Consider the following 25,851-nt stretch of genomic DNA (forward strand, 5'->3'; position numbering starts at 1 on the left):
ATAATTTGATATTTTTCTTATTGTGTTTTCACTTTATATTCATATAGTAGCTAAGAGTATTAAACTTCGGACATATTATTATAACAGGCTGATTTAGTGTAGATTTTAAGGGTAATTTCTACTACATTATTAATAACTCTTTTCAAAGGACTGCACATGCTACGCGGACCAATCTCCCTTCTTATTGTTTTATTACTTAATGCGGTAATGGACAAGGCTATTGCCCAGGATATTACCCCTGCCGATAGATTTGAAGCAGCATTCGCGACCTCGTTAGTTCTATCTGATAGTAATATGATCACCTTTGGTATCGCTGATTTTAATCCTAATAACTATTTAGAAACCGATAACGAAAATATTGGTAGCTCCGATTCTATTGATTTACGCAGTAAAATGACGGTTTACTCTCTCCCTTATACTTTTGAGTTAACTGATGATCCCGATTCACTCTGGAGTCATGAAGTGACTTTACGTGCTTCTTATGTAAAAACTGATATTGATGTTCAATTTGACGAAAAATCCTTTCCAGATTCTGATTTAGATGAAGTCTTTGGCCTTTATGCCGAATACGCCCAAAATTATGTTTTCCGTGAGAACTGGACCATATCCTTTGGTAATGCCCTACACTTGATGCATTACAAAAATACACACAAATATAATTCTCGTTTTAGCCAAACTCTATCTCCTTTCCTCGATGGCAATTACTATAATGTCACGACGAATACATTTATGATTGAACCTAAAATCACATTTGAATATAAAAAAGAGACCGACTGGGGAGAATGGCGATTCAATAATAGTTATCACTATGCATTTGGACAAGGCTTTGGTGGATCATCCGATGTTAGTTCTGATGTTAATCCTGAGGTGTGGCGCTTTGTAAATAGCGTTCAACTTAGATACAACATGGCGCATTGGAATCGCTTGGCTCAAGTTCTTTACTTAAAAGCAAAGCGTGTAGACCTTGGTGGCGATGTGAACGAACCTCTAGGTACTGATTACTATTATGAGTTCAATATTGCATGGTTAATCGATACTAGAAAATGGATTTCCCTTGTGGATAATGTAGGCATTGGTTTCACTTTTAATGTAGGTAGTGCTCTACGTGGTGGAAGCATTGTCTTATTTTACGATGAATAACCACCAAAAAACCCATTAAAAATAGCAATCATAACAGTGAGTTTATATATTTTACTTCACGATAACCCTATCGCATTGATAAAAATGGTACTATCGCCCCTTAAAATCAGACAATATCCTTCAGGGTAAATGCATTAAAATACATTTATTCTTCATTTATTTTCGTTAGCGTTATTTAATGAAAAAAAGGAATGATATTTCAACGTAGGAGTACTATGTCAAACACTCTATCTATTGGCGCACTAGAATCATTTTTAATTGCCATTGCGGTGCTATTTTTAGGTCACCTAATCAATTCAAAAGTTGTGCTATTTAAAAAATACAATATCCCAGAACCGATTGTTGGTGGGTTAATTGTTGCTGTCGCTATTACGCTATTGCACTTTCAGGGAATAAACTTACAGTTCTCTTTACCTTTACAAAGTACATTCATGTTGATGTTCTTTAGTACGGTTGGGCTAGCGGCAAACTATAAGCAACTAATAAAAGGAGGAACTAAAGTCTTCTTATTTCTTGCTATCGCTTCTGTTTACATCATTATCCAAAACGGTATTGGTGTCAGCCTTGCTAGCTTAATGGGACTTGATCCGTTAATGGGATTAATTGCAGGTTCTATTACACTATCTGGTGGTCACGGTACTGGTGCAGCTTGGTCGCAGACGTTTGCTGAAACGTATCATCTAAATACGCTTGAGCTTGCAATGGCATCAGCAACGTTTGGTTTAATTATGGGTGGATTAATCGGTAGCCCTATTGCTCAAAAGCTAATTCATAAACATAAGCTTGAATCTGAATACGGCACAGGAATCGATACGCATACCCGCTTCCCTGAAGTGGTAACCTATAATGAACGCGAAGAAGAGAAAGTCACCGCTAAAAAAGTAATTGAAACTCTATTTGTGCTTTTACTATGTGTTGTGGGTGCCGGTTATCTTGGTGATTTTGTAGCTACCTTTGATATTGCGTGGCTAAAGATCCCTGATTTTGTCTATGCCTTGTTCATTGGTGTATTCATTACCAACATTACTGAAGTGACTAAAGTTCATAAGATAGATACTGAGACCGTGGATATTTTGGGTACTGTCTCACTAGCTCTATTTTTAGCTATGGCATTAATGAGTCTAAAATTATGGAATATCTTTGATTTAGCCATTCCATTGTTAGTTATTCTGTCGGTTCAAACTGTTGTATTAGCATTGTTCTCATACTTTATTACGTTCCGTGCTATGGGCTCAAACTACGATGCGGCTGTGATGGCAGGCGGACACTGTGGCTTTGGCTTAGGTGCAACGCCTACCGCGGTAATGAACATGGGATCATTAGTTTCTCGTTTTGGCCCCTCTCCACAAGCATTTATGGTAGTGCCTATTGTAGGTGCGTTCTTTATCGATATTGTTAACCTAATCATATTGCAAACTTACATTAGCTTTATTGGGTAAAAGTCATATCAATAGCAAAAAGCCCGACAGTTCAGTTCACTATCGGGCTTTTATATTCTTCTATTTTAAATATCAATCAAAGTACTGTTGCCGAATACTTACCAATTCATCAATGTTTTTAAGTCTATTCATATGAAGGGCTGTATGAATGTAATACTAGGGCATTAATCGGTTTTTCTGTTACAAGTGGCTATGTCGCAACATTCAATGAGAAAAAGACAAAAACTGAGCTAAATAACAATGACGCATAAACTTATCGCTCAATAACAAAACACCAAGTTAATTTTTAATGCAGGACTTAAGCGTGCTTTCAAATTGAATAGACTGCTGAGTTATCACAGCGTTTAAAAAAGCATGCTCATTGATGGCATCGCTGATTAATACAATATCAGAAACGTACATTATCCCTTCACTAACTTGAGATAAACAAGCAGCAACAGGTTTCATGCCATCAAGCGCAACAAACAATTGATAATCATCGCATAGGTCCATTTGAGTTAAAAACTCTAATACTTCGTCATATTCGGCATCCCATTGACTGGCAACAGTTATTGCCCAACGAATCGTTAATCTATGCTCTGTCACCAATAGAACCGAGATGGTTTCAGGTAGTGTTTCTAATGATAATGTGTATTCTTCTGCCGCTTTCGCAGGTTGCTTTAAATAAACATCTCGTCCTTTCACACTTTCAGGAGTTGGAAAGTCAACATTAACTTGGTTCGATAACCAAGTCTGTTTTTGTTGAAAAAATGTTTCAGAATTAATAGTCATAGCACCTACAAAAAAGGATGGTCACCCATCCTTTATATCATGAAATTTTAGAAGTTTAAGAAAGCGTAAGCAGCTTCATATGCTTCTTGTTGGTAACCTTTAAGGCCAATCTCTTTTACACGCAGCATTTCAGGCGCACGTTTAAGGCTTGCTTTTTGGTCTGCGGCAGTTAGTACTTCAACTTCAATCTCATCAATCAGTTGAATAGCAGCTTCTAATTTAAAGCCTACAGCACCACCTGCAAATTTACCCTTCATTAAACGCTCTTTAATAACAACCGTTTCAATTTGGTAATCTTGCATTAATTTTTTAAATTTAAACTGAAAATCACGGATTGATTCCGTTTTAGATGGCTCAGTAATATCAAATTTAGCAACACGACAGTCTGGTAGGTCAATCATGCCATCTGATTTATTTACTAAACAGATGATTGCTTCATTACCTTTAAGCTCTACGCCACATACTTTCATTTTAAAAATCCTAACAATGTCTTGAACCTGTTGATTATAGGCTTATATTCAATAAATAGATACGTTGAATCCAACAATAAAACAGCAAAGATAAAACTACTGCCCCCAAATATTACAAAAATCAGGAACACATATTTGCTGTTGCGCAGCAGAGCTGCACCCACCCATTAAAGCAGCCATCATTAAAACGGCAATGATTTGTTTTTTCACAATACAATCCACACTTAAATTCTGTTAAACAGATACTAATACATTTTAGCGAATGAAACACTCAATAACGTTCTTCTCTATATTCAAATGAAAAACTATTTAAGAGAAGCGCTGCACTAAAAAATCATATTTAATGTTATAGTTACTGTATCGCCCCTTTAGAGAATAACTTTATGAAAAAATTACTGATCGCTTTAAGTATCTCAGGATTGCTGGCTGGTTGTTCAGACAACGAGGTTGGAGACGTTTCGCTCGGTCTATTTACACTAAAAGACATCAAAATCTCAAACCTTGATGATGATAAAATTCCAGGTGTAACCTGTCATATTGCCTCAGTTGAAGCGAATTTGAGCCTATCTGACCCAAGTGATAGCTCGATTTCGTGTCGTCAAACAGGCGAAATTACCCCCGAGATGATCGCTCAAATAGATAGAAGTAAATCAGGAGAGGTAGTATTTAAGCAATCTAAAAGTATTTTCTTCAAGTCAATGAAAGTTAGACGTATCTACGATGCTGAAAATCAAACTTTACTCTACTTGTCTTACACGACGAAAGAGACAGAAGGTAGTTTCAAACACAGCCTTTCGACGGTACCGCTGTGGGGAACTAAGGCTTACCAAAAGCCAGTAATTGCAACTCAGTAACCTAAATGCAATCTGGATAGTGAGTCACTATCCAGTTTGAGTTCTGTTCTTATATCTTCTTACCAATGAATCTTCAGAATAGTAATTTCGACACGTCGATTACATTTACGGCCAAGCATCGTTTCATTATCACACAATGGAAGATACTCACCGAAACCACGAGAATAAAGCTGAGATGCATTTAATTTATTAGTTAATAAATAACGACGAACTTCGTTTGAACGCATTTCTGACAGATCTTGATTGTTGATTGGACTACCAGTGACATCAGTATGCCCATCTAAAACCAATGCTAATTCAGGCTTTGTTGACATAACTGAAATTAGCTTATCTAATAAGTTAGTTGCTAGCGGCGTCAGTTTAGCTTTTGCACTAGAAAAATGTACTTTTTCTTGAATTGAAATAACCAGCTGTTCACCACTAACTTCATGATAAACAACACCTAAATCAGTTAATTGTTCAGACACTTTTCTCATGTCATCGTCTTTTAATTCACCATTTGGGCCGGTTAATGCTCGAGTAGCATCCGTCGTATGTTCCTGTTCTGTCGTTTCTGTATAAGGCTCTTCAAACATTGGGTATGGTGTGTCACTTTTTGTTTTTGGAGCTGTATCCAATAAATTGCTTCCATGTTGAACACAACCTACCAATAACAGTGTAGTGCATAACGATATAATTCTTAGCATTATTAATCCGAGTTATTATAATTTCTATCAACTGTATCGACCTATTAAGCGCATTCTTTATCTAAATCTTCATTTTTGTGATGTTAATTCCTGATTTTTGCTTCTAAATAGAACGAATTGAAGGCTAATTTCATCTCATGATATGAATAGAATTGACATTTCTTGTGGTCTGGTTACCATTTCTCTTTTATATGACGAGAAACTCACATGTCTGAAATTGAAAACACAAAAAAAGAAGCTATCGATTTAGAAACTATCTCTCCTGAACTTAAAAAAGTGATTGAGTTTGAAAACGTTCCTGAAGAAATGTGGCACATGCTTGTTTCTGTTCATGAAGTTGCTGAAATTGCGGTTCGTGAATCTTGGGATGAAATGCCTGCTAGTGCACAAAAAGTGCTAGATAACTTTGAACAGTTCCATGCTTTAGTCTCTCTAAGTCAAAGTTATGCGGGTTATGATTTCATGGCTGAGTTCGAAACTATCGAACTTCCTGAAAACATGGATGATGACGCAAAAGCAGAATATCGCTCTCAACTGCTTGACCAAGTGCTTCACAACTGTGTGAAAGATCTTGTTAAACAAATCAAAAAAGCACGTCGCGATCCAATCATGAAACGTGAACTTGCTGAAATCTTCAAAAAATAATTGATGATTATGGATGGCAATATGCCATCCATTTTCGAGGAATAATAATGGCTCGTACCGTTCGCTACACATACAAATCTGAAACCAAAGAGATCCCTTTTTCATTTCGTGAGTTTCATGGTCCATTTGAAGCAGCTGCAGCTGCAGAAGGCATCGATATTTCTCAATTTGATACCATGCTAAAGCAAGTTGAGATGGCATCAAACAACCCAGGTGCGGTAAAAGATTTTCGCCATAGCTACTTTACTAAATTAGGTTTTAGCAAAGTTCGTTTTGTTAAAGATGGCGAATAACGCTAAGCCTTAACGAATTTGCGTTAAACGACCTAGCATTGATGGATGATAAGACCATGTATGGTCAAACATCGCCATTAATGCTGGATTACCGTATTTTGATAAACAAACGGCATGAAATCGATTCCGGTGCTGTTTTAAATCCTCTACCATTGCTGCAATATTATCTGATTGCGTTGGAGCAATAAAATCAGATAAAACCACTAAATCTGCGTTTTTATATTTATCACCATGCATCAATTCAATAGATTGTTCTAATACTGGCTCTAAATCTGTTCCACCATGGAATTTGTACGATAAAAAATCGGCAACTTCTCTTAAGCCATCTTGCTTGCTTAATTCATACGTGATTTGCTGGGTTGAGAATAAAACCACATAACAATCTCGCTCTTCCGCTAATGCTATTTGCATCAAGCCATAAGCAAGGGCTTTAGCACATTGCTCAGGAAACCCACTCATTGAGCCTGAGGCATCAACACACACAACAAAAGGGCCTTTTTCAACTAATGCATCATTTGATGCTCTTGAATGAGCCGTAACTTTGCGTAACTTCCTATCAGCCCCTTCCATACGATAATTCATCAGACGCTTATCAAGCAAATGCTGATAGAAAATCACTTCTAGCTCAGGGTGTGACAAAAATAAGGTTTCATTAGGCAGTAATCGACTAAGATCATCCCCTTCTTGAATACCAATAATGTCATCAGTAACAAAATCACTTTTCTCTTCTACCACCTTAACTTCTTCAGCGGTAGCTTGAGAGCGATCATGATTTTGTGCTTCATTCGCCATACGACCCAGTTTTGACGCTATTTCTTGCAAGCCTTTATTCTTTTTAAGGAAGCGTGCATGCAACTTCATGATATCGACATTGGACTTGGTTAATTTTGCTGAAGCCATATCCCACAGTTTACCAATATGGGCATCATCACCTTCCTCTGTTACTGATTCCATTGTTTTTAACGTTTCAATCCGCTGATATAAATCCGCCAGCAGTTTTTCTTTGTCTGCTTTAAGTTCGCTCAATTGAGCCTGTTTAATTGAATCAGACAAACTCTGATACCATCGCTCGCAAAAAAATCGTGGCAACATTGGGTTCATTAAGTTTTTATTATTGTTAATAAGCTCTTTTGCTTCGATATAAAATGAGGAATGCCACTGGAGCTTAGTCATAATATCATCTACCTGACAATAGAATTCACTCTCACTCCAATGAATCACCTCTTGGTACAGCGCTAGCTCCTCTTGAATTCGCTCGGTCTCACACACTTTTGTCATTTTGTGCTTAACCTTACCACGCCATTTCAAAATGTGATTTTTAATCGTAGGCTTAATATTAGGATTAGACTTTGCTGCAGTCAAAAACTGTGGTCTTGATAATATTTCGGTAATGGATGAGTCAATCATTCCTGACTCAGCAACCATTAAAACCAAATTTAGCGCATCTGCACCTAACATAAGTGTCCTTGTATTCTAAAAGAGATCATAGCCTATGAATAATAGTCGCTAAATTTCAACATGCGACGGCTTGACCCTTCAAATTGAGATTTACAGCTTTCAATACGCTGACCTAAAAGGTGTAAACTGTTTTCAATCACTGATGGTAAGCTCTCTTCAATGAAGTTATGAGGCAATGCAGAATGAAATTGAGCACGACTTTTTCTTAACTGGTGCTCTGCTTCATCTAAGTGCTGTTGGTTATGCGCTATTTTTTGTGTCCATTCATCAAACTGGCTTTGTGTTGGATCATTATGACCTACCATACCAACAAGAACAGAACGATTTGCGATATCTTTAATTACTAATCTGCAATCAGCATCCAATTCGAACGTTAAGCTGCACAAGTTTTGATTCTGGTTTACATAACCATATACCGTTGCTCTCCCTTCTTTCATCTGCTTAGCCAGCTCTTCAGGGTTAACATAAACCCAGCGACTGTCCCCTTTCTCACCTTCAGAGACAGACATGTTTGACTGAAGCATTATCAACTTAATCAACTGATGCGTATGACCCACGATGTATCGCTTGCCTTTGTTAAAATCAAATTCAAAGCTTTCTTTTTTCATCAGACGATTACCCGCCGATTCAATATGAAGAGCGATGCCTTGTTCAACAAGAACCTGCGCTTCCATCTCAGCAATGTCACTTTGAATCATTTCAATATTCATAGAAACATTCTTTTGATCAAATGCCTTATCGGAAGCAAAGGTTCGAATACTTTCTCTTACTTGCTCTCGGTTTTCAGGGGTTGTCCACAAACAATCTTGAAGCAGCAATAGATCCATTGGGTTGATTTCATCGCGCCCACTAAAAAATGCAGAAGCTTTCAATAATTTAACTGATTTTTTCCATCGACGATCCGATACGTACAATGAGTCATCATAAGACGCATTGTGTTTTTCAAGCATTGTTTTTAATTCAAATAATTTTTCAAATACCTCTTCAGATAAAGTAAGTCCATCGAACTCTCTTTGCCATTGATGATATTCTTCATCGGTTACCACTAATGCCGGATCGATTTCTGTTTCTTGAATCGTGCCCGTCATCAACATAGATTTGAAATTATTTTTATTTTGAATACGGTTTACAAACACACGAACAAGCATTCGGTCATATAGAGCATCCAGGCCACTGTCTTCATCTGGTAATTCATTTGAGGCTGAAATCAAAAGACGCATTGGTACAGGGAGTATTTCATTGCCATTTTTAAAGGTTTTTTCATTAACCACAGTTAGCAATGTATTTAGAATTGCAGGACCGGCTTTCCAAATCTCATCTAAAAAGACAACTTGAGCCGTAGGTAAATACCCTTGAGTGAGTCGAACGTATTTTCCATTGTCTTTAAGTTCTTGAATCGATAATGGACCAAAAACTTCTTCTGGTGTCGAGAACCTTGTCATTAAATATTCAAAATAACTACTACTATCAAACGCTTTTATTAATCGTTTAGCAATTAAACTTTTTGCGATACCTGGTGGTCCAAGTAAAAATACACTCTCACCAGAAAGCGCTGCAAGTAGGCACAATCGCATTGTATCTTCTCTTTCATATACGCCGTCAGATAACGCCGTTGTCAGTTTTTGAATACGCTCTGATAACAACGCTCGCTCTGCACTGGTTCTTATTGAGTTACCTTGCATTACATTTCCTTACACTTCAGATATCACATTGCTCTTGAGTATAATGTAATTTTTAGTCTGTACCTAGTAGCCCTTTAGTGTAATTGACTGAAAAATAACCAAATCAACAAGCCATTTAGTCGTGATTGGGCATTTAAAGTGATTACCACCAGTGTATTTATTAAATACGATGGATGTTTAACTCTCTTAAATTGAAAGATCTCACTCTCATTATTTTCACATCTAGAAACACTATGTTATCTTGGCTTTAAAGTAAAATATAACAACAACATCGCCACAAATATCCTATATTCAGAGATAGTGGCTAATGCAAGGACGTAACATGATTGATTTTCGCTCTGATACAGTAACAAGACCGACCCAAGCCATGCGTGAGGCGATGGCTAATGCCCCTGTGGGCGATGATGTGTATGGGGACGACCCTACGATTAATGAGCTAGAAACGTGGGCAGCAGAGCGCCATGGATTTGAAGCTGCACTGTTTACATCATCAGGGACTCAGGCGAATCTATTAGGTTTAATGGCTCACTGTGAACGCGGCGACGAATATCTATGCGGTCAACAAGCACATAACTATAAATATGAAGCTGGCGGTGCAGCCGTATTGGGTTCTATTCAGCCTCAGCCTATCGAAAACAATCCTGATGGCTCACTCTGTTTTCAAAAACTTGAAGCCGCAATTAAGCCTGATGATTTCCATTTTGCACGAACAAAACTATTGAGCTTAGAAAATACCATTAACGGTAAAGTCTTACCCCTTTCTTATCTTGCACAAGCACGTGAGTTTGTAAATAAACACAACTTACAACTTCACCTTGATGGCGCACGAGTTTATAACGCAGCTGTTGCCCTCGACGTTGATATTAAAGAAATTGCTCAGCACTTTGATAGCATGACGATTTGTTTATCTAAAGGATTAGCAGCACCTGTAGGTTCTTTATTATTAGGCCCAAAAGAATACATTCAAAAAGCACGTCGTATCAGAAAAATGCTCGGCGGCGGAATGAGGCAAGCTGGTATTCTAGGGGCTGCGGCTAAACTTGCGCTGACTGAGCAAGTGCCACAGTTAGCGCTTGATCATAGCAATGCGAAATATTTAGCAGAACAACTAAATACTGTGGTTGGGTTTAACGTTAATGTTGAGCATATACAGACCAATATCGTTTTTGCACGCTTAGATAGCCAAATCGATATTCATGATATTGTGCAAAAAGCGAACCAGCAAGATATCTTACTGTCTGCAGGTAACCCTATTCGATTCGTTACTCATAAAGACGTTTCAAAAGAAGATATTGATACTTTTATTGTGTTTCTTAAACGCGAAGTCTAATTGTCTACAAATAAAAATAGCAGCTCATTTCAGCTGCTATTTTTATAGAATAAAAGAGTATGAATATTACCCTTCAATCACCCTCATTAGCAACGAACCATCACACATTGCTTGTTTCACTAATGCCGCGCCGGGCATCGTTGCTTGCGTATAAAAGCGGCTTTCGGCTAACTTGGTGTCTTTAGCGTACAATGGCAATACTTGGTTTTGGATCGCATCCATAATGACAGGATATAAAATCGCTTTAGAAAGGTTAATTTCTCCACCAATCAATACAATTTCAGGGTTAAATAAGTTCACCATAATAGCGATCGCCTCACCAAGATTATGTCCTAGTTCAGTAATAACTTGTTTAGCTAACATATCTCCGTCATTCGCCGCAAGGCAAATGCTTTCTATCGTGATTTTTTTAGCGCTTAATGATGTTTTATGCCCATCATCAATCAGCTTTTTAACTTGATCTCGTAATGATTTTGCACTTGCAACCGTTTCTAAACAGCCAGAATTACCACAATGGCAACGTGCACCCAATTTATTGATTTTGATGTGCCCCATCTCACCAATATTGCCTGTTCTGCCTTGTAAAACTTCACCGTTCATAATAATACCAGCACCAACCCCATGATGGATTGATACTAATATTGAATTATCGTGTTCTTTTGAATTGCCAAATAGCTTTTCAGCTAGCGCCCAACTACGGGTGTCATTGCCAACAAACACAGGCAGTCCTGTTGCTTCGTAGATCTTAGGGCCCAAAGGCAAATTATCTACATTGTAATGAGGCATTTGTATAACAAGACCTTGTGACGAAATCACTAAGCCAGGTAATGACACTGCGATACTGGTAATTCTTCCTAATATTCGAGAATGCTTTTGGAAAAACAGTTCAATTTCAGACAGTAATTTTGCAAGTAATTCATCTTGCTCAATTTCATGAATCGTTTGTCTTTCTTCAATAATTTGTGCTCCACCTAAGCTATGTAACGCAATAGTTAGATAACCACGCCCTAAACGCATAGATAGGAATTGCCACCCTTCATTATCAACTTCTAAGCCAATTGCAGGTCGACCACGACTATTTGCTTCTTGTACTTGCGTTTCTTTGATAAGGTGTGCATCAAGTAATTCACGTGTGATTTTAGTAATACTGGCAGGAGCTAAATTACTTTGCTTAGAAAGATCGATCCGAGAGATAGGGCCTAGTTGGTCAATTAACTTGTATACCCGTCCAGCATTTACTTGTTTTAAATGATCAATGTGTCCGGGTTGGGCCACGTACATGCTTCTCTCCAGTAAATAAATATCATCGGATATCATTTTTTTACTTTGCGAACAAATTGTGAAGTCCGAGAGTTAACCTACGTGATGTTTATCACGAAGATCATGAAATATTTACTGAAAATGCGACTTTAACACGTATTTCAATCACCAAATTTTGTAGTTTTTTATTTGAGTAAAATAATTATGTCATCGTCAACATTTAAGATTAATGAGCTATTTGAAACCATTCAAGGTGAAGGCACATTTACTGGAGTTCCTTCTATTTTCTTACGCTTGCAAGGCTGCCCTGTCGGTTGCTCTTGGTGTGATACAAAACAAACGTGGTATGTGGAGTTAAGTGATCAAACGGATTTAGCTTCAATTTTAGCTAAAACAGAAGACTCACCAAGTTGGACCGAGTTAACGAGCACTCAAATAATCAATATGCTTAAAGAGCAAGGCTACACTGCAAAACATATGGTTATCACTGGTGGAGAACCATGCATGTATGACTTAACACAATTAACTGAAGAATTAGAACAACAGGGTTATCGTTGTCAAATAGAAACCAGTGGTACTTATCCTATTCTTGCATCAGAAAATACATGGGTTACGGTTTCACCAAAAATCAATATGAAAGGTAAACTGCCCGTTTTAGAAAACGCATTAATGCGAGCAAACGAAATTAAACATCCTGTAGGAACTAACAAAGATATTGAGCAACTAGAAGCGCTATTAGCTGGTGTGAAATTATTGGATGACGTAACTATTGCACTACAACCTATCAGCCAAAAGCCTGGCGCTACTGAACTTTGTATTGAAACCTGCATCAAAAGAAACTGGCGACTTTCTATACAAACGCACAAATATTTAGCGATTGCGTGATAATTTTAATAATTACCTTGTTTGAATCATGGAATTGTCATCATTCTCGATATATGTTTACTTGATCACAGAATAAACACAACAACATCCATCTTGGAGATAATATGTCTAATAGACTACGTAGAACAAAAATTGTTACCACTCTTGGCCCTGCAACTGATCGTGATAATAACTTAGAAAAAATCATCGCCGCTGGCGCAAACGTTGTTCGTATGAACTTCTCTCACGGTAGTCCAGAGGATCATATTGAGCGAACTAAAAAAGTTCGTGAAATCGCTGCAAAACTTGGTACTCACGTAGCGATTCTAGGTGACTTACAAGGCCCTAAGATCCGCGTTTCTACGTTTAAAGAAGGTAAAATCCAATTAGCTATTGGTGATAAATTCACACTAGATAGCGATTTACCTAAAGGTGAAGGTAATCAAGACGCTGTTGGTCTTGATTATAAAGAGCTTCCACAAGACGTGACTACTGGCGACGTTCTTCTTCTTGATGATGGTCGTGTACAACTTCGCGTAACGGCAGTTGAAGGCAATAAAGTTCATACAGAAGTAACGGTTGCTGGTCCACTATCAAATAACAAAGGCATCAACAAGCAAGGTGGTGGCCTTTCTGCTGACGCTCTGACTGAAAAAGACAAAGCTGACATCATCACTGCTGCGGCAATGAAAGTTGATTACCTCGCGGTTTCTTTCCCACGTAACGGCGAAGACATGAACTACGCTCGTCGTCTAGCTCGTGAAGCTGGCCTTGAAGCAAAACTTGTTGCTAAAGTTGAGCGTGCAGAAACCGTCGCAACAGAAGAAGCAATGGATGATATCATCATGGCCTCTGACGTTGTAATGGTTGCTCGTGGTGATCTAGGTGTAGAAATCGGCGATCCTGAGCTAGTTGGTGTTCAAAAACAACTTATCCGTCGTGCTCGTAGCCTTAACCGTACGGTTATTACTGCAACACAAATGATGGAATCAATGATCACAAGCCCAATGCCAACACGAGCTGAAGTTATGGATGTTGCTAACGCCGTACTTGATGGCTCAGATGCGGTAATGCTTTCTGCTGAAACAGCAGCTGGTGACTTCCCTGTTGAGACAGTAATGTCTATGGCAAGTGTATGTATTGGTGCTGAAAAAGTTCCAACTGTAAACGTATCTAACCACCGTTTAGACCGTCGTTTCACTACCCCTGAAGAAACGATTGCAATGGCTACCATGTATGCAGCAAACCACATGGAAGGCATCACAGCAATGATCACGCTTACTGAATCTGGTCGTACTCCACTAATGATGTCACGTCTAAGCTCTGGTTTACCAATCTTTGCTTTATCTCGTAACGAAAGCACACTAAACCGTGCTGCTCTTTACCGTGGTGTAACGCCTGTATTCTTTGATGAAAACGCTGATTCTGGTCTTCCATCAACGTACGCAGCAATCAATACGCTAAAAGAGAAAGGCCTATTGAGTGCTGGTCATCAAGTTATCATCACTCAAGGTGATGTAATGGATATCGTTGGTTCAACTAACTGTATGCGTATCATTACGGTTGAATAATTGATCGATATTTAAAACAAAAGCCTCGTAGATCAAATTGATTTACGAGGCTTTTTTATGTGTTTTACTTTCTATATCTGCTCAGATTAATATGATCAGAGTAATCACTTTTTCCAGCGATCATAAGCTCGGGTAACGATCTCATTCGCACTTTTCCATTCCTTAGTGCTTAATAACGTTTTTCTATCGAAATGTTGTGTTTTCAATAATAAATTAGCCTTTTCTACGGATTGAATAGCTAAGTTATCCAACACTTCGACGGCTGATTTTCGATTATTACACATTAATACCATGTCGCAACCGGCATCAAGAGCTTGCTGAGAGCGCTCTGCTGGTCCACCCATGATAGTGGCGCCTTCCATACTTAAATCGTCAGAAAATACCAAGCCATTAAAGTTAAGTTGTTTACGTAATACGTCTTTCAACCAATATGAAGAGCCACTTGCTGGTGACGCATCATACTCAGGATAGATAACGTGGGCTGGCATCATCGCATCCAAAATACCCGCGTCGATTTGTGCTTTAAAAATCGCCATATCCAATTCAAAAATATTGTCACGGTGATCATAAGGGGTTTCTAAATGCGAATCCGCGATCACACCACCGTGCCCAGGAAAATGTTTCCCTGTCGTAGAAGTACCCGCAGATTTCATGCCTTTCATAAAAGCAGTGCTGTATTTAACGATAGTATTAATATCATCACCAAATGCACGGTTACCAATGGCTTTACAATCAAAACCATTATCAAGCACAGGTGCAAACGTAAGATCGATGTCATGAGCAACGAGCTCTGAACACAATAACCAGCCTGCCGTTTTCGCTAACTCAAGACCATTATCCATTTCAGCATACGCTTGCGCTGGTGGAATAAGCGTAAATTCATCTCTAAAACGCTGAACTCGACCGCCTTCTTGGTCAACACCAATTAGAATTGGACGCCCTGCTGCTTTACGAATAGAAGCGGTTAATGCTGCTAATTGCTTTGAGTCATGATAATTTCGAGCGAAAAGGATCAATCCGCCCACTGTTGGATGTTGAAGTAACTCACGCTCTTCTGCATCAATTTCATATCCTTCAACATCTAGCCATAATGGACCCATATTTTTCTCCAAATCATCTTAATTTTTATAGGCTTAAAGTATCATGCCCTTTCACATATTAACATCTTATCTATGGTAATTTTATGTCAATAATGTGAGTAATATAGATATTATTCACCGACTTTATGGCACAATAAAACCGTTAATTAATCAGCATTTATGGAGTGTTGGCATGGAAAAATACATTGGCTTAATGTCAGGAACCAGTTTAGATGGCGTTGATGCCGTTGTCGTAGAAACAAATGGCACAACAATCAATCTACTTGGGCATGCCGATTTCCCAATGGAGCCTCACTTAAAAGCTGATTTATTGGCTATTTGTACTGGTCAACAAACTAATTTAAAGGTGATTGGTGAAATTGACCATCGCTTAGGTCATTTATTTGCAGATGCTGCACTTCATCTTCTTCATACACTCAACCTTAAACCAGAAGATATCACTGCTATTGGTAGCCATGGACAAACGGTTTTTCATTCGCCTGACGCACAATATCCTTTTACGATGCAACTTGGCGATAGCAATATTATCGCGGCTAAAACAGGAATTAATACCGTTGCTGACTTTCGCCGTAAAGACATGGCACTAGGCGGACAAGGCGCACCATTAGTACCCGCTTTCCACCACACCTTATTTGGGAAATCCGAAAGTACTCACGTTATTTTAAACATTGGAGGTATTTCTAATATTTCAATTTTACAGAAAGACTCCCCTGTTATCGGTTATGACACAGGCCCGGGTAACATGTTAATGGATGCATGGATCACTGCGCACCAACAAGTCAGTTACGATAAGAATGGCGATTGGGCTCGCAGTGGAGCCGTGATTGATGAACTTTTAATAAACCTGAAACAGCATAGCTATTTTGCTCGCCCTTATCCAAAAAGTACTGGGCGTGAGTTATTCAACTTAGATTGGTTTTCTCAATATATTGAAAATACCCCTTATCTACCACAAGATGTGCAAGCAACGTTATTGGAGTTCACCGTAACTACGATTGTCGATCAGGTTCTAAAATTCCATGTTGGAGAGAGTGCAAAACTGCTCGTTTGTGGAGGTGGTGTTCATAACCAATATCTTATGGAAAGACTGCAATTCCATTTAGCAAATTGGGCAGTTATTAGCACTAACGACTACAATGTAGATAGTGACAATATGGAAGCAATGGCGTTTGCATGGTTAGCACATCAACGAATTCATGATTTACCAAGTAACGAACCGGATGTCACGGGCGCTTCTCGTTATGCAAGTTTAGGTGTAATCTACCCGGCATCTTAAATACAAATAATAATAATTTAAAGTAGCTCATATGCATATTGCAGAACAATTAACGCCATTATGGCGCAGCAAAAAATCACCTGATTCATGCCACTCTTTAAAAGAGCAATTGGCATGGTTAAACGATGCTGATGACAATTTCAAACTCAAAGCAATCAATAAAGAACAGCTGGATGATAAGCACTTACCATTAAATCAGTGGTTACCAGTCAACTTATCCAACGCGATTGAGTTATTCGGTAAAAAAAACGACGTCAATACCAACGTTTCGGCTTCCATGTGGCTAAAATCATTTAATAACCAATTTTTTACTAGCCTAGTCGCTCTACGTTTACGCTTTAATCGCGTTCCTATTATTCAGTTTAACGATATTTTCATTTCAACACCCAATGGCGAAAAGATAAAATCACTGAAAATTAATAACGCCTGCCCTTTTGTTTGCCTTGTAACCGATCCTTTGGCTTCTGAACCACAAGCGACCGTCGTAGAGAGCCAAGAGAAACTTGATGAAGCATTTACCCATTTATTACAGCAAATAGGTGGCGGACTAAGTGTATTATTTGAACAAGAAAGACTGAAGCACAAACCATTTTGGGGAGCCGTTTCACTGGCAGTCAGTGTCTTTTTCATGCGCTTAACTGAAAAAGGGCTCTCAAAAGAACTCGCTAATCAAGTAGCACCAAAAGCCCAGCAATGGTTAGAAAGTATTATGCCTGAGATAGGAAAAGATCTTTCTCATATACGAGTTGCTGAAAATAAACATCAGGCAATCCTTTATGTTCAACGTGAAACCTGCTGCATGAAATACAAAATTGATGGCAAAAAAAATTGTGCGACCTGTCAACTCTTAAGCGAAGAAGAACGTCATAAAAAGAACATCAAACGTATTCACTAAATAACAAAGCAATTAATACCAATCTACATAAGTATTTGATCATTCTTGCTTGTTAAAATCGATTATATCTGCGTTATACCTTTCTATTGCAAAAATTAGGTGTAATTAGACCCACTAGTTACTGTAATTTATGCCTTGTTCTAATCGATTTTTCCTACGCAATTATCTGAACAAAGACTTATCCAGAATGGTATAAGCGAACTATCAAGAGTAATGTGTTTGTCACCCTAACGACACATTACTTTTATAAATATTAAACATAACTGACATTAATCTTTCATATATAAAATTTATCTTAGATCCCAAGCAATTAACTAAACCAAAGCGGAGTGTTTTGGTATTTTAAAGGTATGGAATCTAATGAAAAAATTACTACTATCAACAGCTATCGTCTCATCTTTTTTATCAACCCCTCTTTTAGCTGCAACCGTTTATGATCAAGATGATACACAATTAAAAGTTGGTGGCAGAGCCGAAGCTCGCGCGAATATTTCAGATAATAATGAAACAGCAGCAGAGAGTTCATTTGAAGATAAAAGCCGTGCTCGTATTAATTTAAAAGGCAAAACTAAAATCAACGATAGCTTAGGCGCATTTGGTACTTATGAAGTTGAGATTGGCAGTGGTAAAGGTAATACCGTAAATACCCGTTACCTATTCGCAGGCTTAAGCACAAGCATTGGTAATTTCTCGTATGGTCAGCAAGATTCAGCACAAGTGATGCTTACCAATTACACTGATATTTTAGCTACATTCGGTGGTGATGCGGCTGATTTAACGACAGGTAACAAAGATAAACGTGAAAATAACTTTTTATACTCAGGTGAGTTTGATGCACTAACAATTCAAGCAAACTACATTGCTAGTAACGAAAAGAAAAACGATAGCTTTGGTATTTCAGGTATGTATGCATTACCAATGGGCTTAGATTTTGGCCTTGGTTATACCTCTGGAGAACAATCCCCAAATGGCGTAACAAAGGTAGATGCAGATCAAGTTAACTTTGCTGTGCGATACACACTTGATGCATTTATGGTTTCTGGTTTATTTGTTACAGGTGAAATCGATAAAGTCGATGCAAGTGGTTATGAGTTTGCGGCTGCATATAAAGTTGATAAATTTCTTTTCCAAGGCGTTTATAATTACCAAAAAGAAGATAGCAAAGATACAGTAAAAGATTTTGCAATCGAAGCCATTTACAAACTCAACAAAAGCTTTCGTACTTATGTAGGCTACAAGTTTGAGCAGATTGATAATCTAGATGACCAACTTCAGTTTGGCCTACGTTACGATTTCTAATCCAACCTAATACGCCCAAATTTTAGCGCTCTGGGTGGAGGGCTAAATCCAAATCCGAAATCATGTTAATGTGGTTTCGGATTTTCTATTTTTGAATCGATAGAATACTTGGGGAAACCACCAAGATCTGTTATAACGTACCCTTAAATCACTATTATATGGTTACTCATGAAATTACTTGTTCGCAATCTTCCTCGCACCATGTCTGAATTCCAATTACGTGAAATGTTCCAAGCACACGGTTCATTCCAATACTGTAAATTAGTAATCGACGAAATTACAGGCGAATCAAAAGGTTTTGGTTTTGTTGAGATGCTAGTTGAAGAAGAAGCGTTAGCCGCGATCGCAGCTGAAGACGGTAAAAAAATCGGTAAAGACAAAATTCGCGTAAAAGTAGCAGAATAAACACCTTACTTCTGTACACCAACGCATTCGAGTGATTCAAAAACACATGGTCTCTACCTAATTTTGAATCACTTATCTTTATGTGCGTCATTCTGCAATATCCCCCTATTTCATCCCTGCTAATATAGATATCATTATGCCTACATCTGAACTGTGTTTTACCTCTTTTTCTCATCCAATTGACCATTACGCTTTGCCTGAGCGATTCACTTTTCCATTTTATTATGAACCCCACCCTTTATGTGAATTGGCTGCAGAACAGTTACAACGTCATCTGGAGAGTCAAACAGAATGGCAGCATAATTTTGGCTTAGAGAATGGCTTAGAAATACAAGAAAATAATAAAGCAATTGGTAAAATGTTTGGCGTACTGCTCGTTCAGCATATATCTGGCGAGGTTGGATTCTTATCTGCTTTTTCAGGAAAAGTCGCTGACAGTAATCACCTTCCCCATTTTGTTCCTCCTGTATTTGATATGTTAGAGGAAGATGGTTTTTTCAAAGCAGAGCTCGCTGAGATAACCGAAATTAATGCAATCATTAAGCAACAACTAGCCAATCCATTACTCGCTGAATTAACAGCGGCAGTAAAAACAAAAAGCCTGACTTCAAAAGAACAATTAGAAGCACAGCGTCAGGAGATGATTGAAGGTCGAAAATCACGTAAAGCACAACGTGCAGAAGCCGAATTACACGCTCAAGATAACGATCAAGAAGCTATCGATGCACTAGAACAATTAAAGATAAAATTGGGCAAAGAAAGTGTTCAAGAGAAAAATACGCTAAGAGATCTTAAGCTTTTTTGGGATAACGAAATCACTAGTATTCAAAGCCAATTAGATACATTTAATATCGAGCTTTCCACACTAAAAACAGCACGCAAAAATCTATCTAATGCACTACAAAAGAAGCTATTTCAGCAATATAAATTTTTAAATACCCATGGTATCGAAAAAGATCTCAATGAAATTTTCAAAGACACACCCAACCATATTCCCCCTGCAGGCTCTGGTGAATGTGCCGCTCCAAAACTGCTGCAATATGCGTTTACTCATGATTTAAAACCACTAGCATTAGCGGAGTTTTGGTGGGGTGTAGCCCCAAAATCTGAGATCCGTCAGCATAAGAAATTCTATGCTTCTTGCCAAAGTAAATGCCAACCAATTTTAGGTCACATGCTTGATGGAATTGAAATGGATGAAAACCCATTATTAATCAACCCAGCGGAAGGCAAAGACATCGACATAATTTATGAAGATGAATGTATGGTTGTCATTAATAAACCTGCAGATTTTTTATCTGTTCCTGGTAAGAATATTCAAGACTCTGTCTATACTCGTATTCAACAGCGTTACCCTAATGCTACTGGAGGATTGATCGTCCACCGCTTAGATATGGCAACCTCTGGTTTAATGATATTAGGACTAACCAAAAAAGCACATAAACGATTACAAAAACAGTTTATCAACCGTACTATTGAGAAGCGATACACCGCCTTAATTGAAGGCGTATTAGCGCAAGATGAAGGAATGATAACATTACCACTACGTGGTGATTTGTATGATCGCCCTCGTCAGCTCGTCTGCTTTGAACATGGAAAACCTGCAGAGACAACGTATCAAGTCATTGAACGCATAAAAAATAAAACTAAAGTTTATCTGTACCCAAAAACAGGACGCACACATCAATTACGAGTTCACTGCGCTCATAAGTTAGGCTTAAATATGCCGATTGCTGGCGATGATCTCTATGGTAAAAAAGCGAACCGATTACATTTGCACGCTGGCTATTTATCCCTAACACACCCGATGACCAAAGAACCGATGGAATTTGATATTGAGGCGGAGTTTTAATATGTCACAAGATAAAATGACACACTCAAAATTCACACCATTCTCAAGTCAAACAGACTCCTACGCAATTCCAGAAAGGTTTACGTTTCCTTATTATTATGCTCCGCATCCACTGGCATCATTAGCTATAGCGGAACTACAAGATTTTCTCGGTAACCAACAAACATGGCATCATGACTTTACTAAGCAAGGTAAGATGTTTGCTGTTCTTGTGGTAAAAAATCAGCAAGGAGAACTGGGTTACCTGTCTTCTTTTACAGGTACACTTGCAGATTCAGAAGATAGCTTGGACCAGGCTCCTGATTTTTTTGTCGATGCCATTTTTGATAAACAAGCACACCATAAACTATTTTCACATCAAGAAAGCGAAATTGAATCACTTAAATCGCGTATTTCTCAATTAGAGAGTTCACCCTCGTTTATCGCATTAACAGAAAAGTTATCGGTAAGTACGGTACAGTCAGAGCAAGAGATCTCTGCGTTTCAACAATCAATAGCAGTGGCAAAAAAAGAACGAAAGCAGCGACGTGCCCAAGCAGAATCTTTGGCTGACTCATCATCTACTGAAAAGCTAGCAGCGTTAATTGCTGAACTTGGTAACCAAAGTAGCCGTGAAAAGAGAGATTTAAAGCAATTAAAACAGCAATGGCAACAAACTATTGCTGACTTGACCCAACAACACAATGAATACACTCACCATATTGATTTACATAAAAATCAGCTCAATAAATTGCTGAAAAAAATAGATATAGATACGCTAAAAGCAACTCAGTTTATTAATCAATCTGGCGTAATTAAGAGCTTATTTGAACTGTTTAAACAAAGTGTTCCTGAACAGGCGCAAACCCCAATCCCTTATTCTAGCGAGCAGAATTTACCAAAACTGCTACAAACGGCTTTTCGTTTCGACTATACACCAATTGCACTCGGTGAATTTTGGTGGGGTTCTTCGCCTTATGAACAAGTTCGCCAGCATAAAAACCTTTATCCTGTGTGCCAAAGTAAATGCTTTGAGATCCTTGAACATATGCTTACTGGAATTAACCTTGATGAAAGTCCATTAGAACAGACACCGTCTTATGGCAAAGAGTTAGACATCGTTTATGAAGATGATGTAATGGTTGTAGTGAATAAACCCGCTGAGTTTTTATCGGTATCTGGAAAATTTATTGCTGATTCTGTTCATGCTCGCATTCAGGCACGCTATCCTAGTGCTACTGGCCCATTAATTGTTCACCGGTTGGATATGTCGACATCTGGTTTATTAGTGCTAACACTTACGCCAGAGACGAATAAACAAGTACAGAAACAGTTTATTGAACGAACGGTAGAGAAGCGTTACACCGCTCTACTGGAAGGTAATATCGACAACGACACGGGTATTATTACTCTGCCATTATATGGAGATATGGAAGACAGACCTCGCCAAATGGTTTGTCATCATAAAGGCCGAAGTGCCGAGACTAGTTACCAAGTGATTGCTCGTGCTAATAATAAAACCAAGGTTTACCTTTATCCTAAGACTGGGCGGACCCATCAATTGCGAGTTCATTGCTCACATCAAGCAGGATTAAACACCCCTATTGTGGGGGATGATTTATATGGTTTTAAAGCAGATAGACTGCATTTACACGCAGGGTATTTAAAGTTACGTCACCCTGTTACCAATATTGAAATGGAATTTGAAGTTGATGCTGAATTTTAAATTCAAACTAATGCCAATGTAACTAAAGGACTGATACGATGCCGTGTCAGTTTTTTCTCCTTATCCATCAAGTAAAGATTGCTTTTTTTCGTAAAAGAGTTATTTTCCTTCATCTTATAAATCACTCGGTAACTATCGCCGATTATAAAAAGTCCTTAATCAAGCACTTTTCTCTACCCAATTTATGGCTCAATATTATGAGCGATCGCTTGTCTATCTATTTTATAATGAATGATTAACTATGTTTAAGTACGCACCTCGAATCGATTACCCACTACTGATAGCCATTTCATTATTGATTTTGCTTGGCTCTCTAACTGTATGGAGTGCTAGTGGTTTTAGTGAGCCAATGTTAGAACGACACCTTATTCGAGCTATCATTGCTCTTGGCTGTATTGTTGTCATGTCGAGTATTCCACCAAGAACCTACGAACGAATTACACCCTATTTATTTGCTTTGGCTGTTATTCTTCTTCTTGGTGTTATTGTCGCAGGCGACAGTACTAACGGCTCTCAACGCTGGTTAGCTATTGGGCCTATTCGATTCCAGCCATCAGAATTAGTGAAGGTCGCCATTCCTCTTATGGTTGCATGGATTCTAGTTGCTGAAGCCGGACGCCCCGATGCTAAAAAAATCCTTATCTGCTTATTGGTAACCGCTATTCCTGCCGGTTTGATTTTTATTCAACCCGATCTTGATGGTGCTATATTTACTATTATTTATGCACTATTTGTCCTTTATTTTGCAGGAATGAGTTGGAAAATTATTGGTTCTTTTCTCGGAGGAATTGCCGTTATCGTTCCAATGCTATGGATCTTTGTGATGGCAGCTTATCAAAAAAAGCGTGTAACTCAGTTTCTTGATCCTGAATCTGATCCTCTTGGTGCTGGCTACCAAATTATTCAGTCATTAATTGCTGTCGGTTCTGGTGGAATGCGTGGTAAAGGTTGGATGAATGCAACACAAGGACAACTTGGTTTCATTCCTGAAAGTCATACTGATTTTATTTTTTCAACCTATGCTGAAGAATGGGGCTTTTTCGGATGTTTGCTCTTACTCGGATTATATCTGTTTATTACAGGCCGAGTGATTTGGCTTTCATACCAGTGTGATTCCTCATTCAACCGCTTAGTAAGTGTTACTTTTGCCCTTAGTTTCTTTTTATATGCATTTATCAATATAGGCATGGTAACGGGCTTATTACCTGTAATGGGAAGTCCTTTACCCTTCTTTAGTTATGGTGGGACTGCAATGATAACTCAAGGGATTTGCTTCGGTATTATTATGTCTCTGTGCCTAAATAAAGCATATAAACCTTAATAATCAATAAATTAAAACAGTAAAAGATGATATCGAGATTGTGTTTATCGTGTCTCACTTTTAATATGAACTTTTTATGACAGTGAATATTTATAGTGACATTTTCAATAAGTTAGCATAATCTCGAATATTCCTAACAATGTAATCTAGGAAAACACTTAAACTACCTAGACTTGCATCGTACCTATTGGTTTGATAATTATAACTTCGAGCTTCTATGACAAACACTTTATCTATCGGCGCATTAGAATCGTTTCTAATTGCAATTGCCGTGCTGTTTCTGGGTCATTTCATTAATTCTAAAGTTGACCTCTTTAAACGATACAATATTCCTGAACCTATCGTCGGCGGATTAATTGTAGCCTTTGCCATTACTATTTTACACTTTCAAGGCGTAAGTCTTGAGTTCTCTCTACCCTTGCAAAACACCTTCATGCTAATGTTTTTTAGCACGGTCGGCCTTGCCGCCAACTATACACAACTACTAAAAGGCGGTACTAAAGTATTCCTTTTCCTAGCTGTTGCTTCATTCTATATCATCATACAAAATGCAGTTGGTGTTGGACTTGCTAGCGCAATGGGGTTAGACCCACTAATGGGGCTTATTGCAGGCTCAATAACACTCTCTGGTGGACACGGAACAGGGGCAGCTTGGTCACAAACCTTTGCGGAAAACTACCAAATCAATACACTAGAGTTAGCAATGGCTTCTGCTACTTTTGGTTTAATCATGGGCGGTTTAATTGGTAGCCCAATTGCACAACGATTAATTCAAAAGCATAATTTAGAATCAGAGTATGGTGTGGGTGTTGATACTCACACCCGCTTCCCAGAGCTTGTCACTTATAATGAGCGTGAAGAAGATAAAGTCACAGCGAAAAAAGTAATTGAAATGCTGTTTATCTTGCTTATCTGTGTGGTTGGATCTAAGTATTTAAGTCAATTTGTAAATAGCTTCGACATTGCTTGGTTAAAAATCCCCGATTTTGTTTACGCTTTATTTGTCGGTGTATTCATTACTAATCTCTGTGAGATCACTAAAGCACGTAAAATTGACACTGAAACGGTTGATATTTTAGGAACGGTTTCGCTTTCCTTATTCTTGGCAATGGCATTGATGAGCTTAAAACTGTGGAATATTTTTGACTTAGCCATACCTTTCTTAATTATATTAACGGTTCAAACTATCGTTCTGGCATTATTTTCGTACTTCATTACTTTCCGTGCGATGGGATCAAACTATGATGCGGCAGTAATGGTTGGTGGCCATTGTGGCTTTGGCCTAGGTGCAACACCAACAGCAGTGATGAATATGGGGTCTTTGGTTTCTCGCTTTGGTCCATCTCCACAAGCGTTTATGGTTGTTCCAATTGTTGGCGCATTCTTTATCGATATAACCAACCTAATCATTCTTCAGGCTTACATTAGTTTTATTGGTTAGATCAAGGTATCTAACTGATTTAAAGATTAAAATAGAAAAAGTTCGAATGGCTAATATTCGATCTTTTTTTTATCTATAATTCAATTATGAACTT

23 protein-coding genes are annotated in these 25,851 nt (G+C 38.2%); 16 read left to right on the forward strand and 7 right to left on the reverse strand.

Translation table 11 applies throughout. The features are described from left to right. Positions 1-156: 156 nt before the first annotated feature. Both F8B77_RS09855 and gltS (F8B77_RS09860) read left to right on the forward strand, forming a co-directional pair. Entirely contained in the window at positions 157-1,140 is a 984-nt protein-coding gene (locus F8B77_RS09855; RefSeq protein ID WP_151655205.1) for a Solitary outer membrane autotransporter beta-barrel domain, read from the forward strand. Positions 1,141-1,355: 215 nt separating this feature from the next. Next, positions 1,356-2,579: a sodium/glutamate symporter gene (gltS, locus tag F8B77_RS09860; protein ID WP_151655206.1), complete on the forward strand. Its 1,224-nt coding sequence runs from the start codon at positions 1,356-1,358 to the stop codon at positions 2,577-2,579. Positions 2,580-2,858: 279 nt separating this feature from the next. On the opposite strand, the gene F8B77_RS09865 is transcribed toward gltS (F8B77_RS09860), so the two are convergent. Then, positions 2,859-3,350, reverse strand: a complete 492-nt coding sequence (locus tag F8B77_RS09865) for a hypothetical protein (protein WP_151655207.1) — start codon at positions 3,348-3,350, stop codon at positions 2,859-2,861. Positions 3,351-3,397: 47 nt separating this feature from the next. After that, entirely contained in the window at positions 3,398-3,820 is a 423-nt protein-coding gene (locus F8B77_RS09870) for a DUF3010 family protein (RefSeq protein ID WP_130045860.1), read from the reverse strand. A 383-nt stretch (positions 3,821-4,203) separates the two neighbouring features. On the opposite strand from F8B77_RS09870, the gene F8B77_RS09875 reads away from it, so the two are divergent. Continuing rightward, positions 4,204-4,674, forward strand: a complete 471-nt coding sequence (locus F8B77_RS09875) for a CreA family protein (protein ID WP_151655208.1) — start codon at positions 4,204-4,206, stop codon at positions 4,672-4,674. A gap of 59 nt (positions 4,675-4,733) precedes the next feature. Here F8B77_RS09875 and F8B77_RS09880 read toward each other — a convergent pair whose 3' ends face one another. Continuing rightward, a complete protein-coding gene (locus F8B77_RS09880; protein ID WP_151655209.1) occupies positions 4,734-5,360 on the reverse strand; it encodes an OmpA family protein in 627 nt (208 codons plus the stop codon). A 207-nt stretch (positions 5,361-5,567) separates the two neighbouring features. Here F8B77_RS09880 and F8B77_RS09885 point away from each other — a divergent pair, with 207 nt between their 5' ends. Together F8B77_RS09885 and F8B77_RS09890 are read left to right on the forward strand one after the other, a co-directional pair. Then, positions 5,568-6,005 (forward strand): DUF3069 domain-containing protein, encoded by a 438-nt coding sequence (locus tag F8B77_RS09885; RefSeq protein ID WP_151655210.1) that lies wholly within the window; start codon positions 5,568-5,570, stop codon positions 6,003-6,005. A gap of 47 nt (positions 6,006-6,052) precedes the next feature. Next, positions 6,053-6,298, forward strand: a complete 246-nt coding sequence (locus F8B77_RS09890; RefSeq protein WP_130045856.1) for a DUF2960 domain-containing protein — start codon at positions 6,053-6,055, stop codon at positions 6,296-6,298. 9 nt (positions 6,299-6,307) lie between these two features. Here the strand turns inward: F8B77_RS09890 and viaA are convergent, their stop codons facing one another. Together viaA and F8B77_RS09900 are read right to left on the reverse strand one after the other, a co-directional pair. Then, positions 6,308-7,756: an ATPase RavA stimulator ViaA gene (viaA, locus tag F8B77_RS09895; protein WP_151655211.1), complete on the reverse strand. Its 1,449-nt coding sequence runs from the start codon at positions 7,754-7,756 to the stop codon at positions 6,308-6,310. Positions 7,757-7,788: 32 nt separating this feature from the next. Next, positions 7,789-9,438, reverse strand: coding sequence for an ATPase RavA domain-containing protein (locus F8B77_RS09900; protein ID WP_151655212.1), 1,650 nt, complete (start codon positions 9,436-9,438; stop codon positions 7,789-7,791). 325 nt (positions 9,439-9,763) lie between these two features. On the opposite strand from F8B77_RS09900, the gene ltaE reads away from it, so the two are divergent. Further along, positions 9,764-10,768 (forward strand): low-specificity L-threonine aldolase, encoded by a 1,005-nt coding sequence (gene ltaE / locus F8B77_RS09905; RefSeq protein ID WP_208846130.1) that lies wholly within the window; start codon positions 9,764-9,766, stop codon positions 10,766-10,768. A gap of 66 nt (positions 10,769-10,834) precedes the next feature. Here the strand turns inward: ltaE and mlc are convergent, their stop codons facing one another. Further along, positions 10,835-12,049, reverse strand: a complete 1,215-nt coding sequence (gene mlc, locus F8B77_RS09910) for a sugar metabolism global transcriptional regulator Mlc (RefSeq protein WP_151655214.1) — start codon at positions 12,047-12,049, stop codon at positions 10,835-10,837. Positions 12,050-12,232: 183 nt separating this feature from the next. Between mlc and queE the strand changes: the two genes are divergently transcribed. Next, positions 12,233-12,913: a 7-carboxy-7-deazaguanine synthase QueE gene (queE, locus tag F8B77_RS09915; protein ID WP_151655215.1), complete on the forward strand. Its 681-nt coding sequence runs from the start codon at positions 12,233-12,235 to the stop codon at positions 12,911-12,913. A gap of 104 nt (positions 12,914-13,017) precedes the next feature. Next, positions 13,018-14,463, forward strand: a complete 1,446-nt coding sequence (gene pyk, locus F8B77_RS09920; RefSeq protein ID WP_151655216.1) for a pyruvate kinase — start codon at positions 13,018-13,020, stop codon at positions 14,461-14,463. A 104-nt stretch (positions 14,464-14,567) separates the two neighbouring features. On the opposite strand, the gene nagZ is transcribed toward pyk, so the two are convergent. After that, complete coding sequence (gene nagZ, locus F8B77_RS09925) at positions 14,568-15,563, reverse strand: beta-N-acetylhexosaminidase (protein ID WP_151655217.1); 996 nt, start codon at positions 15,561-15,563, stop codon at positions 14,568-14,570. Positions 15,564-15,735: 172 nt separating this feature from the next. Between nagZ and F8B77_RS09930 the strand changes: the two genes are divergently transcribed. From F8B77_RS09930 to gltS (F8B77_RS09965), 8 genes are all read left to right on the forward strand, one after another. Next, positions 15,736-16,839 (forward strand): anhydro-N-acetylmuramic acid kinase, encoded by a 1,104-nt coding sequence (locus tag F8B77_RS09930; RefSeq protein WP_151655218.1) that lies wholly within the window; start codon positions 15,736-15,738, stop codon positions 16,837-16,839. A 31-nt stretch (positions 16,840-16,870) separates the two neighbouring features. Beyond that, positions 16,871-17,734 carry a (2Fe-2S)-binding protein gene (locus F8B77_RS09935; protein WP_151655219.1) on the forward strand — a complete coding sequence of 288 codons (864 nt, stop codon included), beginning with the start codon at positions 16,871-16,873 and terminating at the stop codon, positions 17,732-17,734. A 360-nt stretch (positions 17,735-18,094) separates the two neighbouring features. Beyond that, positions 18,095-19,033, forward strand: a complete 939-nt coding sequence (locus F8B77_RS09940) for a porin (RefSeq protein ID WP_151655220.1) — start codon at positions 18,095-18,097, stop codon at positions 19,031-19,033. Positions 19,034-19,201: 168 nt separating this feature from the next. Continuing rightward, entirely contained in the window at positions 19,202-19,438 is a 237-nt protein-coding gene (locus F8B77_RS09945; protein ID WP_130087604.1) for an RNA recognition motif domain-containing protein, read from the forward strand. A gap of 136 nt (positions 19,439-19,574) precedes the next feature. After that, positions 19,575-21,290 (forward strand): RluA family pseudouridine synthase, encoded by a 1,716-nt coding sequence (locus F8B77_RS09950; protein WP_151655221.1) that lies wholly within the window; start codon positions 19,575-19,577, stop codon positions 21,288-21,290. Between the two features lies 1 nt (position 21,291). Continuing rightward, a complete protein-coding gene (locus tag F8B77_RS09955; protein WP_425277988.1) occupies positions 21,292-22,995 on the forward strand; it encodes an RluA family pseudouridine synthase in 1,704 nt (567 codons plus the stop codon). A gap of 241 nt (positions 22,996-23,236) precedes the next feature. After that, entirely contained in the window at positions 23,237-24,316 is a 1,080-nt protein-coding gene (gene rodA / locus F8B77_RS09960; protein ID WP_151655222.1) for a rod shape-determining protein RodA, read from the forward strand. A 217-nt stretch (positions 24,317-24,533) separates the two neighbouring features. Beyond that, positions 24,534-25,757, forward strand: coding sequence for a sodium/glutamate symporter (gltS, locus tag F8B77_RS09965; protein WP_130087602.1), 1,224 nt, complete (start codon positions 24,534-24,536; stop codon positions 25,755-25,757). The last annotated feature ends 94 nt before the right edge of the window (positions 25,758-25,851 follow it).

Origin of the sequence: Aliivibrio finisterrensis (assembly GCF_008933155.1) — a bacterium.
Lineage (GTDB): Bacteria > Pseudomonadota > Gammaproteobacteria > Enterobacterales > Vibrionaceae > Aliivibrio > Aliivibrio finisterrensis.

What these genes read in the sequence shown, in the direction of transcription:
- F8B77_RS09855 (WP_151655205.1), top strand. Translation starts at nt 157, where the DNA reads ATGCTACGCGGACCAATCTCCCTTCTTATTGTTTTATTACTTAATGCG.
- gltS (WP_151655206.1), top strand. Translation starts at nt 1,356, where the DNA reads ATGTCAAACACTCTATCTATTGGCGCACTAGAATCATTTTTAATTGCC.
- F8B77_RS09865 (WP_151655207.1), bottom strand. Translation starts at nt 3,350, where the DNA reads ATGACTATTAATTCTGAAACATTTTTTCAACAAAAACAGACTTGGTTA.
- F8B77_RS09870 (WP_130045860.1), bottom strand. Translation starts at nt 3,820, where the DNA reads ATGAAAGTATGTGGCGTAGAGCTTAAAGGTAATGAAGCAATCATCTGT.
- F8B77_RS09875 (WP_151655208.1), top strand. Translation starts at nt 4,204, where the DNA reads ATGAAAAAATTACTGATCGCTTTAAGTATCTCAGGATTGCTGGCTGGT.
- F8B77_RS09880 (WP_151655209.1), bottom strand. Translation starts at nt 5,360, where the DNA reads ATGCTAAGAATTATATCGTTATGCACTACACTGTTATTGGTAGGTTGT.
- F8B77_RS09885 (WP_151655210.1), top strand. Translation starts at nt 5,568, where the DNA reads ATGTCTGAAATTGAAAACACAAAAAAAGAAGCTATCGATTTAGAAACT.
- F8B77_RS09890 (WP_130045856.1), top strand. Translation starts at nt 6,053, where the DNA reads ATGGCTCGTACCGTTCGCTACACATACAAATCTGAAACCAAAGAGATC.
- viaA (WP_151655211.1), bottom strand. Translation starts at nt 7,756, where the DNA reads ATGTTAGGTGCAGATGCGCTAAATTTGGTTTTAATGGTTGCTGAGTCA.
- F8B77_RS09900 (WP_151655212.1), bottom strand. Translation starts at nt 9,438, where the DNA reads ATGCAAGGTAACTCAATAAGAACCAGTGCAGAGCGAGCGTTGTTATCA.
- mlc (WP_151655214.1), bottom strand. Translation starts at nt 12,049, where the DNA reads ATGTACGTGGCCCAACCCGGACACATTGATCATTTAAAACAAGTAAAT.
- queE (WP_151655215.1), top strand. Translation starts at nt 12,233, where the DNA reads ATGTCATCGTCAACATTTAAGATTAATGAGCTATTTGAAACCATTCAA.
- pyk (WP_151655216.1), top strand. Translation starts at nt 13,018, where the DNA reads ATGTCTAATAGACTACGTAGAACAAAAATTGTTACCACTCTTGGCCCT.
- nagZ (WP_151655217.1), bottom strand. Translation starts at nt 15,563, where the DNA reads ATGGGTCCATTATGGCTAGATGTTGAAGGATATGAAATTGATGCAGAA.
- F8B77_RS09930 (WP_151655218.1), top strand. Translation starts at nt 15,736, where the DNA reads ATGGAAAAATACATTGGCTTAATGTCAGGAACCAGTTTAGATGGCGTT.
- F8B77_RS09935 (WP_151655219.1), top strand. Translation starts at nt 16,871, where the DNA reads ATGCATATTGCAGAACAATTAACGCCATTATGGCGCAGCAAAAAATCA.
- F8B77_RS09940 (WP_151655220.1), top strand. Translation starts at nt 18,095, where the DNA reads ATGAAAAAATTACTACTATCAACAGCTATCGTCTCATCTTTTTTATCA.
- F8B77_RS09945 (WP_130087604.1), top strand. Translation starts at nt 19,202, where the DNA reads ATGAAATTACTTGTTCGCAATCTTCCTCGCACCATGTCTGAATTCCAA.
- F8B77_RS09950 (WP_151655221.1), top strand. Translation starts at nt 19,575, where the DNA reads ATGCCTACATCTGAACTGTGTTTTACCTCTTTTTCTCATCCAATTGAC.
- F8B77_RS09955 (WP_425277988.1), top strand. Translation starts at nt 21,292, where the DNA reads ATGTCACAAGATAAAATGACACACTCAAAATTCACACCATTCTCAAGT.
- rodA (WP_151655222.1), top strand. Translation starts at nt 23,237, where the DNA reads ATGTTTAAGTACGCACCTCGAATCGATTACCCACTACTGATAGCCATT.
- gltS (WP_130087602.1), top strand. Translation starts at nt 24,534, where the DNA reads ATGACAAACACTTTATCTATCGGCGCATTAGAATCGTTTCTAATTGCA.